This is a genomic window from Pantoea sp. GL120224-02 (assembly GCF_900215395.1).
In the GTDB taxonomy this organism is placed as follows: Bacteria; Pseudomonadota; Gammaproteobacteria; order Enterobacterales; family Enterobacteriaceae; genus Pantoea; species Pantoea communis.
On the sequence record NZ_OBEC01000008.1, the window covers coordinates 1 to 15,092 of the forward strand.

At 52.5% G+C, this 15,092-nt stretch carries 12 protein-coding genes; all 12 read left to right on the forward strand.

Going from position 1 to position 15,092, the window contains the following annotated elements; all coding sequences use genetic code 11:
- Positions 1-519 (forward strand): phage late control D family protein (locus tag CRO33_RS25030; RefSeq protein ID WP_441339541.1); only part of this gene is annotated, 519 nt, incomplete at its 5' end.
- Positions 520-543: 24 nt separating this feature from the next.
- Positions 544-1,953 carry a DUF2345 domain-containing protein gene (locus tag CRO33_RS15485; protein ID WP_441339542.1) on the forward strand — a complete coding sequence of 470 codons (1,410 nt, stop codon included), beginning with the start codon at positions 544-546 and terminating at the stop codon, positions 1,951-1,953.
- A gap of 14 nt (positions 1,954-1,967) precedes the next feature.
- Positions 1,968-4,343 (forward strand): hypothetical protein, encoded by a 2,376-nt coding sequence (locus tag CRO33_RS15490; protein WP_097118708.1) that lies wholly within the window; start codon positions 1,968-1,970, stop codon positions 4,341-4,343.
- Positions 4,340-5,302, forward strand: coding sequence for a formylglycine-generating enzyme family protein (locus CRO33_RS15495; RefSeq protein ID WP_097118709.1), 963 nt, complete (start codon positions 4,340-4,342; stop codon positions 5,300-5,302). Before CRO33_RS15490 ends, CRO33_RS15495 begins: the two co-directional genes overlap by 4 nt.
- Before the next feature lie 165 nt (positions 5,303-5,467).
- Positions 5,468-6,430, forward strand: a complete 963-nt coding sequence (locus CRO33_RS15500; protein ID WP_097118710.1) for a formylglycine-generating enzyme family protein — start codon at positions 5,468-5,470, stop codon at positions 6,428-6,430.
- Between the two features lie 198 nt (positions 6,431-6,628).
- Positions 6,629-6,886 carry a hypothetical protein gene (locus CRO33_RS15505; protein WP_097118711.1) on the forward strand — a complete coding sequence of 86 codons (258 nt, stop codon included), beginning with the start codon at positions 6,629-6,631 and terminating at the stop codon, positions 6,884-6,886.
- Positions 6,883-7,845 (forward strand): formylglycine-generating enzyme family protein, encoded by a 963-nt coding sequence (locus CRO33_RS15510; protein ID WP_097118712.1) that lies wholly within the window; start codon positions 6,883-6,885, stop codon positions 7,843-7,845. Before CRO33_RS15505 ends, CRO33_RS15510 begins: the two co-directional genes overlap by 4 nt.
- Positions 7,846-8,093: 248 nt before the next feature.
- The gene (locus CRO33_RS15515; RefSeq protein WP_097118713.1) at positions 8,094-8,630 is read left to right on the forward strand and encodes a hypothetical protein; all 537 of its coding nucleotides are present in this window, start codon (positions 8,094-8,096) and stop codon (positions 8,628-8,630) included.
- Between the two features lie 12 nt (positions 8,631-8,642).
- The gene (locus CRO33_RS15520; protein WP_097118714.1) at positions 8,643-8,903 is read left to right on the forward strand and encodes a PAAR domain-containing protein; all 261 of its coding nucleotides are present in this window, start codon (positions 8,643-8,645) and stop codon (positions 8,901-8,903) included.
- Positions 8,903-10,093 carry a hypothetical protein gene (locus CRO33_RS15525; protein WP_097118715.1) on the forward strand — a complete coding sequence of 397 codons (1,191 nt, stop codon included), beginning with the start codon at positions 8,903-8,905 and terminating at the stop codon, positions 10,091-10,093. Before CRO33_RS15520 ends, CRO33_RS15525 begins: the two co-directional genes overlap by 1 nt.
- Before the next feature lie 11 nt (positions 10,094-10,104).
- Positions 10,105-13,491 carry an ImcF-related family protein gene (locus tag CRO33_RS15530; RefSeq protein ID WP_097118716.1) on the forward strand — a complete coding sequence of 1,129 codons (3,387 nt, stop codon included), beginning with the start codon at positions 10,105-10,107 and terminating at the stop codon, positions 13,489-13,491.
- Positions 13,491-15,074: a type VI secretion system protein TssA gene (tssA, locus tag CRO33_RS15535; RefSeq protein ID WP_097118717.1), complete on the forward strand. Its 1,584-nt coding sequence runs from the start codon at positions 13,491-13,493 to the stop codon at positions 15,072-15,074. The genes CRO33_RS15530 and tssA overlap by 1 nt, the downstream gene beginning before the upstream one ends.
- Positions 15,075-15,092: the final 18 nt, after the last annotated feature.

Consider the following 15,092-nt stretch of genomic DNA (forward strand, 5'->3'; position numbering starts at 1 on the left):
CAGCCAGACACTCAGACTGAGGTCATCCGTTTTGGTGACGCGCAGAGCGCTTATTCCGATCAGAAGTCGCTGCCGCTGAACAGTCCCTCGGGTCTTGAAGACAATGCTCAGGAATCCGTCTGGAACCTGAATCTGACCCACAACGTGGTTGAAGCGGGTGTGACAGCAAAGGATTACAACCACCGTGAGGCACAGCGCATGCTGCGGTCGGTGAAGGCCGATATGACGCGGGGTGATGGTGACAACATCTCTTACGGGCAGGTTTATCACTATCGTCCCCGCCATCCCTACAGCGGCGATAAGTTTGCCCCGGAGACCGAGACCGCAAACTTTTATGCCCGTCTCGATCATGAACGTTTTCTTGCCCGGCAGACGCTGATATCCGGTGTTTGCAACGATGCTTTTATCAGCCCCGGACATGTTTTATCTGTTACCGAAACAGGCATACCCACTCTGCCTGCACAGTTGCAGAGTCCCGTTTTAATCACCCAAATCAATGTCAGTGCGAGCCGACGTTAGGCCTTCCAGGCCACGCTGAATGCTGTGCCCTACAGTGAGACGCTTTGCTGGCGTCCCGCACTGATTGCTCGTCCTAAAGTCAGCGGCACCATGACGGCGCGTGTGACCAGTGCGAAAGACAACGACATCTATGCCTGGCAGGATGCATCCGGGTTATATCGTGTGGTGTTTGATGCGGACGAGGATGGCAAGGATCGCGGCCTGGAAAGCATGCCCGTTCGCCTCGCGAAACCTTACGGCGGGGATATGTACGGCTTCCACTTCCCGCTGATACAGGGGACGGAGGTGGCAATAGCGTTTCGTGAGGGAGACCCGGACCAGCCGTATATTGCTCATGCGCTGCATGATTCTCGTCATGTTGATCACGTCACCGAGAAAAACAGCACCCGCAATGTTATCCGTACGGCAGGGCTGAATAAACTGCGCATGGAGGACAAGCGTGGTGAGGAGCATATCAAGCTCAGCACGGAGTATGGTGGCAAGACGCAGCTGAATCTGGGGCATAACGTGAGTGCAACCCGGGAGTTACGCGGTGAAGGGGCTGAACTCCGGACCGACAAGCATATTGCGATTCGGGGCGGAGCAGGGGTGTTAATTTCCGCAGATAAACAGCCAAAATCCCAGGGCAGTATGCTGGATATGAATACAGCAATTGCAGAACTGCAGAGCGCGCTTCAGATGGTCACTGCGCTTGCACAGAGTGCTCAAACATCCGGTGCGCTTGAGTCTGATGCTCAGTCCCAACAAAAATTAGCGGAAGCGCTTAATAAGTTTAAAGATGCCGGAATTCTGCTTTCTGCACCCGCAGGCATAGCCGCAGCAACGGCGAGCAATATTCAACTCTCTTCAGGCCAAAGCCTGACGGCAACAGCAGGCAAAAATGTCGATATGAGTATTGTGAAACGTTTCACTGTTGCGGCGGGTGAAGCCATCAGCCTTTTTGCGCACCGGATGGGGCTAAAAGTATATGCAGCAAAAGGCGATGTCGACATTCAGGCACAAACCGATGCCATGCGTCTTCAGGCAAACAAAAATTTGGCGGTTAACAGTATCAGCGGGGAAATAATCCTCAATGCCAGCCGGGGAATTACCCTGACCAGCAAAGGTGGCGCCTATATAAAAATTAAAAACGGATCCGTAGAAATAGGTGCTCCTTCGAGGATATCTCTTAAAAGTGGAGATATTGCGTGGGGTGGTAATGCCTCACTGGAAACTGCACTTTTAGCCGTTCCCGTTAGCGACCCGCAGTTTACGAACACAATGAATGGTCGATTCCGTGTACTGGATCAGGCCACACAACAGCCTAAAGCCTATATACCTTACCGAATTGAAAGCGCAGACGGACAAATCCTGCGTGGCGTGACGGACGAGCAGGGATATACGCAAGCGCACTACGGCCTGAACGAGGCGGCGATATCACTGCATTACGAATAAAGGGACTTTAATCAATGAGCGCGAAACACCCTCCCGCGGCAGAAAATGCACTGAGCAAAAAAGACGGTAACACTGTTAATGCGCATCACACCTCCTGCCAGTGCTATTTCCGACCGGAAACCACGGAAGTCATTTTCCTGGATGAATCTGATTCAGGTGAGTTTGATGATTTAACCAGCAAGCTAAGTGAGTTGATGGACAGGCTTGAAAAGGCACGGGTCCGTCATTCAGCTGCGATTGAGGCTTATTATAAAAAGCGTAATGACATAGCCAGTCAGGAAGCGCTACCGGCCTATTTCGATGCGGTCGTGTCGACGGAAATAGAGACTGAAAAAGCGACAGAGGCGCTGCAGAAGGAGGTGGGGGAGTTTGATGAGCAAGCGGGTTATGCCGGTCTCGTTGAACTTATTCCTCTTGAGCCTCTTAAGAAGGGCATCTACGGGCGATTCTACTGTTACATGAAGAAAACGGACTACGAGGCTTTCTCGGGCAGGATGACGGTCATCAGCCTGAACAACCTGGGTGCAGAGGATTTTTACCAGCGTGATAAGGACGGGAACATCATTGCTATCAGCACGAAAGCGATACGGGAACGTTTTCAGAAGGTCAGAGAGTCGCTCACGCAAATGTCCTCAGGAAACACCGCCTTCGGTGCGGACGGAACGTATGAGGCCAGCCTGACTGAGTGGGCAGAGGCCTGGAACGGGCAGGATGACTATGCTGCACAGGGGCGCGTAATAGATGTCTCCGCAGGCGCACAGTTTCTCCGTTTTTCCTCTAACGCGGGTGCGCAGCTTGACTGGAACCGGAATGAAAATGCGGGAAGCATCAGCGGCGAGGCTGAGGCAATGCTGACGCTTGCAGAGGCGTACGTCAAAGCCACCTTTTATCAGCCGGATCGTGGCGGGTGGCAGTTGAAGTTTATCATCAACGATGAAAATAAAGAGGCGAACCTGGGCGTGCTGCGCTCAAGGATTGATACGGGACTGAAGGGATTTGCAGGCGCCTCAGCGAGGATAGAAGGGAATCTGCAATTTGTGGTGAGTGACGGACAGCAGAAGCTGATGGGTGTCCGCGCGCCATACTCCCGCTTTGCACAGCGTCAGAAAGGGGTGATGGTTGATACGGAAAAGGAGACATCTGCCGCAACGTCGGTCAGGGCAGAGTTGTTCGCGGGTGTATCCGCCGGCGGGACCTTTGGCGGCGCGCTGCAGTGGCTGAAACCGTTTGAGTCTCTGGTAGACCACCTGCCGGATATGTTACGCACGTTTGGCATGGAGGCGTCGATATCGGACACGAAGGTGCTGGATAAAGTGCTGAGTATCAGCCCTAAATCCGCGGGGTCTGCCCAACGGGTGGGCAAGTTCACCGATTTTGCCGCATTCATTGCGGGTGGCGAGCTACAGGCTGGGCTGGGCGGGTCCGGGGAGTACGAGTTCTGGTTCGAAGATGGGAAGTTTAAATTCCAGATATCCGGCGGGGTTTGCCTTGGTGTCGGAGCTAAAGGCTCAGCTCAGGGAGAAGTTACACCACATCAGTTTACCGAGTTTGCAGTGTGGGCGGTTTACCAGCTGTACGGGATGGATTACCGTTATTTTAAGGTGTTCGCTAAGGATGCTTTTAAGGCTCTGACCCTGATAGTTCTTATGGGTGGGAAGAGTATTTATGAAAACTATTACAATAAAATGAAAGCCACATATTATACAGTGTCAGAAGATTTTGACGATTTCATAAAAAATATCAAAAAGAATCTATCGAATGCTGCTGAGGCATCCGATAGCAGAAACCAGTTTGCTGAGCAGATAAATAATAATCCGTCAGAAGTTTATCATTTCACTCCTGAAGGAAAGGGTATTTCAATTTATCTTCTCATACAGGGGGGAATGTATGACCGGATTGACCCCAGTAATCACAAATTAGCATCTTTAATCGATAACTCTGAGAATGGTCTGTTGCCCATCCCGGATACGGCGCATCAGCGGAAAAAAGCCGTGCTAACCATACTAAGCAGCATACAGACGAAACGTGAGTGGGCTGAAGTACTGATAAGGATGACCGGTAACGGCGAAAAGGTTGCAGGCGCTCCCATTTCTAAATTAGGGCAGGCGAGATTAATTAAACAGCAGGAAGAGCTAATACGCACCGCTCTGCAAATCGGTATTAATCAAGATCACCGGTTAAATGAGATGATTAAACGGCTTGAATTGCAGGATTTCCGTGAAGTTTACCGCCGCTTAAAAGAAAAGCCCGCTTTCGGGTATCCTTTTGCACCGAACTGCACGAAGCAATACGCCCTGTATTGTGACGATAATCCCTGGTACGCCTCACTTTGCCATATTGCACCAGCAAATCCAGTAATCACGAATGCACTTAACTTTTTGAATAAATGAAGAAAAAAATCTTATTGTTATTACTGTTCATCCTGTCCGGATGTGATGAAAAAAAAATAGTCGCGCCGGAATTATCTGCACCACAACAAAAAAAACTGGACGCATTTATCAGCCGTATTAAGTCCGATATGGTATATATGCCTGCGGGCACCTTTCTGATGGGGGATTTTTGTTCAGAAATGCGCAACGGCGGGGCGTTCTGTACTATAGATAAAAACAACAAGCCAGCTCATGAGGTTGAGCTATCATCCTTCTCAATATCCAGATTCAAAATCACGCATCAGGACTATAAGTTTTACCTGGAAGTTTCTGGGTTGCCAGCGCAGAGCTTTAATAAAGAGTACAGGAATGAAAGACTCGCTAAAATGACGGTGCTAAAAAACAGCCCGGCGATTATCAACTGGCACAATGCAGATAAGTACTGCCATTGGCTTAAGAGCCAGACTGGGCTAAATTTCTCGCTCCCGACGGAAGCACAGTGGGAGTATGCCGCGAGAAACCGTGGGAAGTACGTCAGTATCGCCACGGATGACGGTTCCCTGCGCGTCAGCAGAGACACAGAGTTAGGGGTGAATTTTGGTACTTATGAAGATCGGGAACTTGCAGCCCGGCCTGTTGGAATCGACCCAGGGATTCTAAGTTTACCTGTCGATAAATTTCCCCCGTCTCCGGCAGGTTTGTATGGTATGGCGGATAACGGCAGAGAGTGGGTCATGGACTGGTATGACCCGGGCTGGTACGCAAAATCTCCGGTCAAAGACCCTCATGGCCCGGAGTCCGGCGTGATTAAAGACGAAGAGACAGGGCAATACTGGAAGGTGCTGCGCGGAGCCATCCTGCCAGCACCTGGCCGTCCGTCCGGCCTCACGTTCAGCCGCAGTTATGACATTCCGGAACCGGGATATCCTGCGGGCCATACGGCCCGTTGCGTAGTGAATGAGCCGGAGCCGCTGAATTAGTCTCTGTAGTTTAAAAATCAATAAACCGAAATGATACCGGACTGAAACCGGTGCAGCCCAACTGTACGCACTCTTTAATTGCGAAGACGAACCCTGATATGCCTCGCTCTATCATGTGACACCACAGAGTGCCATTACACAACATAACCTTGAGCCGGCCCGAAAATGAAAAAGAACTTAGCTGTTTTCCTTCTAATACTGCTTTCAGGGTGTGATGATAAGAAGGTGGTCACGCCGCCCCTGACGGCAGAACATAAGAAAGAGCTGGACGTATTCCTCAGCCGCGTCAGAGCGGACATGGTTTACATGCCGGCAGGGACGTTTCTGATGGGGGACTTTTGTTCGGAAATGCGTAATGGCGGGGCGTTTTGCACAAGCGATAAGAATAATAAGCCGGCTCACAAAGTTGAGCTATCAGCCTTTTCAATTTCAAAGAAAAAAATCACGCATGAAGATTATAGCTTTTATCTAAAAATAAGCGGACGTCCTCTTCAGCAATTTGAAAAACCATGGAGAAATAAAGCTCTTTCTGAAATGACGGCTATGAAAGAAGGTCCAGCTATTATTAATTGGCGTGAGGCTGATAATTACTGCACTTGGCTGAGGAAGCAAACTGGTTTTAATTATTCACTCCCGACTGAGGCTCAGTGGGAGTATGCTGCAAGAAATAAAGGGGGTTATGTCAGTATTGCCACTGATGACGGTTCTTTGCGTCATAACCGAAAAACAGATGTTGGTGATAACTTTGCTACGGATTATGACAGACAGACAATTTCAGAGCAATTGGGTATCGACTCCCAGTATGTTTTCTTTCCTGTTGATAAATATCCTCCTTCACCGGCAGGCTTGTATGGTATGGCAGATAATGGAAAGGAGTGGGTTATAGATTGGTATGATCCTGATTGGTACAAGATATCGACAACAAAGGATCCTCAAGGCCCTGATTCAGGGGTGATCAAAGATAATACCACTGGGCAGTATTGGAAAGTTTTAAAGGGGGCTGACCATCCATCGCCCGGATGGCCTTCAGGTCTTACCTTCAGCCGCAGCTACAAAATTCCCGAACCGGATTTTCCTGCGGGCGTTACTGCTCGCTGTGTGGTGAACCAATCTGCTCCTCTGGAATAAATACACTAATTTATAATTATGGGGTATGCCCCAACCTTTATTAAAAAAATCAGCAGATATTAACTGCGGCTATGAAAAAAATTGACCAATCTTAAATTTTTGCAAGCATAAATAACGTTTTAAGTCAGTGGTGGTTAAATTTTTTCACATAGTCTTCTTTATTCTGGGCTGGAATGGTTAATTAGACGGGGTGAAGAAATGATACGCATTTTCCTGACGTCGGCTGTTAATCATGACAAGCAGTTGAATGACCTGATTCAGAAGCTGGAACTGCAGGACTTCCGCGAAGTGTATCGCCGTTTAAAGGAAAAACCAGCTTTCGGATACCCGTTTGCGCCCAACTGCACGAAGCAGTACGCCCTTTACTGCGAAGACAATCCTTGGTATGCCTCGCTTTGTCATGTGACACCGCAGAGTGCCATTAAAAAACATAACCTTGAGTCGGCCCGAAAATGAAAAGAAATTTAGCTGTTTTTCTCCTGATAATTCTTTCAGGGTGTGATGATAAAAAAGTGGTCACGCCGCCCCTCACGGCAGAGCAGAATAAAGAGCTGGACGTATTCCTCAGCCGCGTCAGGGCGGACATGGTTTATATGCCGGCAGGGACGTTTCTGATGGGGGACTTTTGTTCGGAAATGCGTAATGGCGGGGCGTATTGTACGGGTGATAAGAGCAACAAGCCGGCTCACATGGTAGAGCTGTCTGCCTATTCGATTTCAAAATATAAAATCAGTCATGAAGAGTACGCATTGTATCTGAGGTTATCTGGGAGCTCTCCGCGAAATTATAATGATGAAGTGAGTGATACGATGCTCTCGGAGATGACGATATTAGATAACAGCCCTGCAATAATTGACTGGCGCGAGGCGGATACGTATTGCCGTTGGTTAAAGAAAAACACAGGTTTAAATTTCTCGCTCCCGACGGAAGCACAGTGGGAATATTCAGCCAGAAATAAAGGGCAGTATGTCATTATTGCCACTGATGACGGTACGTTGCGTTATAACCGGAAAACGGAGCGTGGTGAGAACTTTGCGACGGATGAAGATCGTGAGATAGCCGCCCAGCAGTACAGAATCGACTCACCGCTTATCCGCCTGCCAGTAGATAAGTACCCACCTTCACCGGCGGGGCTTTATGGAATGGCAGAGAACGGCAGAGAGTGGGTCATGGACTGGTATGATCCGGACTGGTACAAAAAATCTCCGGTCAAAGACCCTCATGAACCGGAGTCCGGCGTGATTAAAGATGAAGAGACAGGGCAATACTGGAAGGTGCTTCGCGGGGCCATCCGGCCATCGCCCGGATGGCCGTCCGGACTCACGTTCAGCCGCAGTTATGACATCCCGGAACCGGGATATCCCGCCGGCCATACGGCCCGTTGTGTGGTGAATGAGCCGGAACTGCTGAATTAGCCTCTGTGGTTTAACAATCAATAAACCGAAATTATGCCGGACTGAACCTGTTACGTCCCGGTATGCCCCCTGTACAGCGAAGATAATCCCTGGTACGCCTCGCTCTGTCATGTGACACCGCAGAGTGCTAACACAGCACAACCTTGAGCCGGCCTGCTTTAATTTCTTAGGATAATAGATTCCCTTTCATTATCAATTGGTGCTGTTGACCCACTGGTATGACGTTCTTATAACGGAAGGTGGAAATAATGAGTGATGCTGAAATGCATGATTCGCTTTTAATGTTAAAAAAAGAGTTGTTGGCTCTAAATTACGAGATTGATATTCCATTTAATATAGTTTCTTCAAGGGATGAACTAATCGCCTCGTGGAAAATAGTCGATGCCAAAGCAATAGAGCCTTTTGGTATGGAGGGATTGAAAAAACAGTTTGAACTGAAATTGATTTTTGATGTGGATAACAAAACAGTGCGTTACACAGAAAAATCGACAGACATTAACTGGGACGTGCAATTAAAACGTTTTATTAAGAAAAAAGAAGTACGCCTGGGAAGTCGTAAGGAATTCAGTCAGGGAGCTTCATGGGGGATTAAAGAGGACGGTTCATTCGGTCAGCAATATGCTTTCAAATTCAGAACGCGAGACATTAAAAACCCAATTTTTAAGGTTGTGCAGAATTCAGGATGGCACCTGAAACTCAGTGCAACAGACAAGGTGGGGTGTCACATTTTCACCATTCTGATTGCGGTAATGGTGATCTGTGGTTTGGTGGTTTACCTGTTTTAAGGAGAGAAATGAGTGAAAGGAGTGATTCGTATCGGGGATACCCTGTCCAGCGGTGGCACCGTCCTGCAGGGCAGTTCCGGGGTAAGATTCCAGGGCAAGGACGTTTCCTGTGCAGGGGATAAGGTGATGTGCTCGGCCCATGGCGGGACGACCATTGCAGAAGGCGATGAAGTGGCAAAAATTAACGGTAAACCTGTTGCACTTCAGGGGCACCGCTGTGGTTGTGGCTGCACGTTAATCTCCTCATTACCCATTGCCGGAAGGCGTCAGTAATGCCCATTGAACTGGAAAAAATCCCGCCAAAGCGGCAACTGCCGGAGGCGCCTTCATCATTGCGATGGATCCTGGTCATTGCACTCCTCACGTTAAGTGGTGTGATGCTCTCTCTCTGGCTGTGGCCCAGGGATATGCCTACAAACTCTGTCTGGTTCTGGTTTTGCACCCTGGCAATACCTCTCTCTGCCGGATTTGCGTGTTATGGTCTCCGGCTAAAGGCTTATGAAAATGAAAGGGATAAGACCTGCTACTGGAACCAGCTTCATCAGCAACAGCATGACAGGTATGTCGAGCAGGGGCAGCGCGCTGTCGGTGTCTTGGGCCAGTCTTTTATAACGCCCTACGGCTGCAACAAACTCAGCTCCGTATTGCTCACTCATGGCAGCATGCTGTGCTCGCAATACAGTCCAGCACTACAGCGTGCGGTAACCACTGCACGTCTGTCAGACTGGATGCCGGATGTCCCGATACTGACCTTTGAAAAAAGGCTGGCTGGTTATCTCAATGATGTTCTTCACATGCTGAAAGCGGAGTTGTCAGCTCTCTCTGATGACAAGATTTCTGTACGTATTCAACACGATGGTGTGCTGACTAATTCGCAGGTGGGGCGGATCTGGCAGAGCATAATTTCACCCATTCATACTTTTTCCCTACCTGAGATTAGCACAGAGGACGCTGGGCTCATGTGGCTGGATCCCTTGCTTGATCAGGATGAAGCAACCGTCATGCTGTCGGTTGAAATCAATCTTTTTCACTCGCTGCGGGATCGCCAGTCTGAGTCAGTATCGGCACTCATACTGGCAACACCAGAATGGTTGTCCCGGCATAACGTTAAATCCGAGGTACTGATCCATCGTCCGGTAGTGGCAACAGAACTGATGAGTTCACTGGAGGATGTGCTGCGCTGGGGGAAACTGTCCCATGGTGAACCACACACACTCTGGCGGTCAGGTGTGTGTCAAATGTCGCTACAGCGTGTAATTCAGCAGGCTGAACGTCTGGGATATGTTCCGGGAAATATAGAGAGTTACGACATTGACGATCTATTTGGCGGGCCGGGAGCGGCGACAGGAAATATCGCTTTAATCTGCGCCAGTGGACATGCTGCATTGTCAGGAAACCCGCAGTGGATAATGGTTGAAGGTAATAACGCCCATCAATTAATTGTGCGTAAATCAGAAAGCTGAAGGAACGCTGTATGATTAAAAATAAACGGATAAGTACCTGGGTTATCATCACCGTTATATTCATAATAAGTGCCGGTCTCATCTGGTCAAATAATCCATTTTTACACCTCAGCGGTCGTGAACAAAAACTTTATGCATCATTAATCACTGCTGTGATGTGTCTGCTGTTATTACTGATGGACGAACTGCTCATCGAGGCGTGGCTCTGGCTGATATCACGGACTTTCCTGCAGCGATTAATAATGCTCACAGGGACCAAAACACAACAGACAGAGCATGCGCCTGATAACGACTTTTATCGGGACACGTTAAAACAGTGCAGACTTCATCTGCGTATAAATTCTGGCCTACGCTGGCGGCATAATGTTCGCGTCACACTCATCACCGGGAGCGTTGCGGATGTAGAGTCTCTGATCCCCGGACTCCCGACTCAGCTCTGGCAGGAGGACGGCGGTACACTTTTATTCTGGGGGGGAGACCCGTCGGAAAACCTTAACAACAGCTGGTTTAAAATGCTGAGTGGCTTTAGCCGCCGTCCGGCTGATGCAATGGTGTACGTTACGTCTGCTGCGGACCGATGTGCGGCAAGTCGTCGCGACGCCTCAGCATCTTTACCGCCAGCAATGAACATTGATGTTATCGTTCGGGGGATCGCAGCCCGTTATGATACCCTGGGGTGGCATCTTCCACTGTTTATCTGGTCGCTCCATCCGCGCACTGGTGAGCAAAAGGATCGTATCACTCAGCCCCTGGGCTGCCAGTTGCCTGAAACCAGTAATGTTGATGCTCTGCTGGCAGAACTCACAGGCCTACTCACCTCACAGGGTATTCAGCAGGTGGCTGGTAATCCGCAGCATCACTTTCTTCTCGGCCTGGCTGACCAGCTCAGCAGAAGTCCCGAGTCTGTTACTGCGATGATTTCTCACTTTCTGAGTCCACGTCGCCCATTCCCGCTGGCAGGTCTTGTTTTCAGTGCCCCTTCTGGAAAAGTCGAGGGCGGCATACCGCACCGCTGGATACGGGACAATCGCTGGGATACGTTGCCCGCGAACTCTAACGAACTGCCTGCACATCTTCGCCCCATCCGCACTGGCCTGCAGTGGAGCCGTATGCTCGCTGCAGCCGCCTGTGCGTTAGTCATTCTGTGGGGAGCGGGGATGCTGGTCTCTTTTGCCACCAATCGCAGCATTATTAGTGGTGCTGCTGAGGTTGCTGAAAACGCTGCTGACCGCAGTCAGCCTTTAGCGCAACGTCTGGGTGCACTGGGGAAGTTGCAGGAGACTGTCGCACAACTCCAGTATCGCGCTGAGCAGGGTGCCCCATGGTACAGCCGTCTCGGACTAAGTCAGAATACGATACTGCTTTCAGCCTTATTGCCCCGATATAGTGCAGCGGCTAAGCCATTAATTCGTGATGCTGCTGCATCGTATCTCACTGACGCACTGAAAGCCTATGCCTCACTCCCATCTGACAGCCCATTGCGGGAAACGCAGTCAAAGCAGGCCTACACGCAGCTCAGGTTGTATCTGATGCTGACGCGTCCTGAACGTATGGACCCCAGTTGGTTCAGCCAGGCACTGATGCAAAACTGGACGCAGCGGCAGAGTCTGGACCAGGCATACTGGCAGGGTGCCGGGAGTCCGCTGCTGGCTTTCTATGCAGAGAATTTCAATGCTCACCCTGAATGGGCGCTGAAAGCAGACCCGGAGCTGGTCAGGCAGGTGCGCACCCTGCTGGTACGTCAGATGGGGGTAACCAACAGCGAAACCCGCCAGTACCAGCGGGTGCTGGCGCAGGTGGCGCACCAGTATGCCGATATGCGCTTGGCAGACATGACCGGCGATACGGATGCGGGTCGCCTGTTTACCACCGATGAAGTGGTGCCCGGCATGTTCACCCGTCAGGCGTGGGAAGACGGCGTTAAACCCGCGATTGAAAAAGTGGCGAGGGAGCGGCGTGAGGAGATGGACTGGGTACTGAGTGATGCGCCGCCGTCTGCCGGTGATGCATCCTCATCCGAAGCGCTGGAAGCGCGGCTCAGCAGCCGTTACTTTGCCGATTATAGCGCCGCCTGGCTGAACTTCCTGAACAGCCTGCGCCTGCAGCCGGCACCGACGCTTTCAGACGCTATCGACCAGCTCACGCTGATGGCAGACGTCAGACAGTCGCCGCTGGTGGCATTAATGAACACGTTTAATGTGCAGGGCCGCACTGCACAGAGCGGCGGCGCGATTGGCGACTCACTGGTGAAATCCGCGCAGAACCTCTTTAACCGCGAAAAGCTCCCTGCCATTGACCAGAACAGCGGACCGATCGGCCCACTCGATGCGACTTTCGGCCCGCTGCTGGCGCTGACTGACAATCAGGGCAGCAGCAGTATGAGCCTGCGTACCTTCCTGACGCGCGTGACTCAGGTGCGTCTGCGCCTGCAGCAGGTCACCAACGCGGCAGACCCGCAGGCCATGACGCAGACGCTGGCGCAGACGGTGTTTCAGGGGAAAACCGTGGACCTGACTGACACGCGTGATTACGGCAGCCTGGTCGCCGCCGGGCTGGGACAGGAGTGGAGCGGTTTCGGACAGACGGTGTTTGTGCGTCCGATAGAGCAGGCCTGGCAACAGGTGCTGATGCCGGCTGCGGGCAGCCTGAACGCCCAGTGGCAGCAGGCGGTGGTGAACGAGTGGAACAGCGCGTTTGGCGGCCGCTATCCGTTTAAAAATGTCAGCAGTGAGGTGTCACTGCCGCTGCTGGCGAAATATCTGAACGCTGAGAACGGACGCATCACCCGCTTCCTGCAGTCGCGTCTGAGCGGCGTGCTGCACCGCGAAGGCACGCGCTGGATACCGGACAGCATCAACGCTCAGGGGCTGACTTTTAACCCGGCTTTTCTGCAGGCGCTTAATCAGCTCAGCCGGATTTCTGACGTGGTGTTTACCCGCGGCGAGGCCGGGCTGCACTTTGAGCTGCGTCCTGGTACGGCTGCAGACGTGATGCAGACTGACCTGATTATCGACAGTCAGAAGCTCACCTACATGAATCAGCAACCGGTGTGGAAGCGCTTCACCTGGCCTGCCGACACAGAAGCGCCGGGTGCATCACTGAGCTGGATAAGCACGAAGGCCGGCACCCGCCAGTACGGCGACATGCCGGGCAGCTGGGGTCTGATTCGCCTGCTAGATAAGGCTCAGGTCAGCGCCAATCCGGGCATCAGCAGCAGCTGGCGGCTCACCTGGCAGGCTCCCGACGGCCGCCCGCTGAACTACATTCTGCGAACAGAAGCGGGTGAGGGGCCGCTGGCGCTGCTGAAGCTGCGCAACTTCACGCTCCCGGCAGACATATTCATTATCAGTGACACACCGGAAGTGCCGGATGAAACTTTTGTCAGCGAGGAAGACTAATGCCACTGCAATCCCTGATTAATGCCTGCGGTGCGAATGTGGACCATCTTCGGGTGCTGGCCACGGAGTCTGTTTCGCTGTGGGAGCCGTGGCTGAAGCCCCTGGCGGACACTCACGCTACAGGGGAAGACCCGACCTACAACGATGCGTTCCAGCAGATGCAGGAAGAGATGAACCGTTTGTCTGGCGCGGATACGACGCTTATCTGTGCGCTGGCGGAACAGGTACTGACGACGGAAGCCAAAGACATCCGCGTGGCAGTCTGGTACTGCTGGGCGCGTTTGCAACGAGACGGTGAAGAAGGGTTTGCCGACGGTCTGGCCCTGCTTGCCGGCCTGCTGCAGCGCTTCGGTGATGCTTTGCATCCACAGCGGGCGCGCAGTCGTGAGGCGGCGCTGGGCTTTCCCGCCAGCGCGCGCGTGCTGGATACGCTGACGCTCTATCCCGAAGTGATGACATCTTCGGCGCAGCGTACCGTGGCGGCGTTGCTGGTGATTGATGACGTATGCAGAGCGCAGGGCGGGGCCGGCCTTGGTAGCCTTTACGGCGCGCTGGAGGCAAGGTTGCTGAGGGCAGGCGGCCCGGATGCGGTTGTGCCCCAGACGGCGGCAGACGGTCCCGCATCCCAGTCGTCTTCAGCCTCCGCCGCCCCCGCTCTGGCGGCTATCAGTTCCGGGCGTGATCTGCTGGACCAGGCACGAACGCTGGCCGCTTATCTGCGCGATCAGCCAGGCGGATGGCTAGCCGCGCATAGGCTGATGAAAACCATCCGTCATGACACGCTCAGCCAGCTGCCACCATTGTCCGGCGACGGCAAAAGCCGTATCGAGCCACCCAAGCCGGACCAGCGCGCACAGCTCAAGCGCCTGTGGCTGCAGCAGAGCTGGGCCGAACTGGCCGAACAGGCCGACAGCCTGTTCAGCCGGGGCGGCAATCACTTCTGGCTTGACCTGCAGTGGTACCAGCACCAGGCGCAGCTGCGCTCGGGCAATGCGACGCTGGCGGCGATTGTTCAGGACGACCTTAAGGGCCTGCTGTCGCGCCTCAACGGGCTGGAGACGCTGGCCTTCAGTGACGGAATGCCGTTTGCGGATGAGGTCACCATGGGCTGGATCCAGCAGCATGTGCTGATGTCTGCGGGAGTGTTTGGATTGGAGGCTGTCTCTGTGACTGCTGGCGCAGAGGATGATGTGTTGCAGCTGGAGAGCGAGGCCACTGACCTGGCAGACAGGGAGGGCATTGAAGCTGCGCTGGCCTGGCTGCAGCAACGGCCCGGCATAACGTCACCCAGGCAGCAGTGGTTGTTGCGTTTGCTGATGGCCAGACTTGCTGAGCAATTTGGCCGTCAGGAAATGGCGCTTCATCTGCTATGTGCGCTCGATACGCAAGCAGAGAGTATGACGCTGGACGAGTGGGAGCCATCTCTGTTGTTTGAGGTGCAGTCCCGCAGGCTGAAGCTGTTGCGCAGCCGTGCAGGCCGAAGCGAAGCGGATAAAACCAGGACGCACACAGAGATGGAAAGACTACTTTCATCGCTTATCCGGATTGATGCCGCTCGTGCTGCCATACTGACCACTTCGTAAAGGAAGACGAAACCCGTT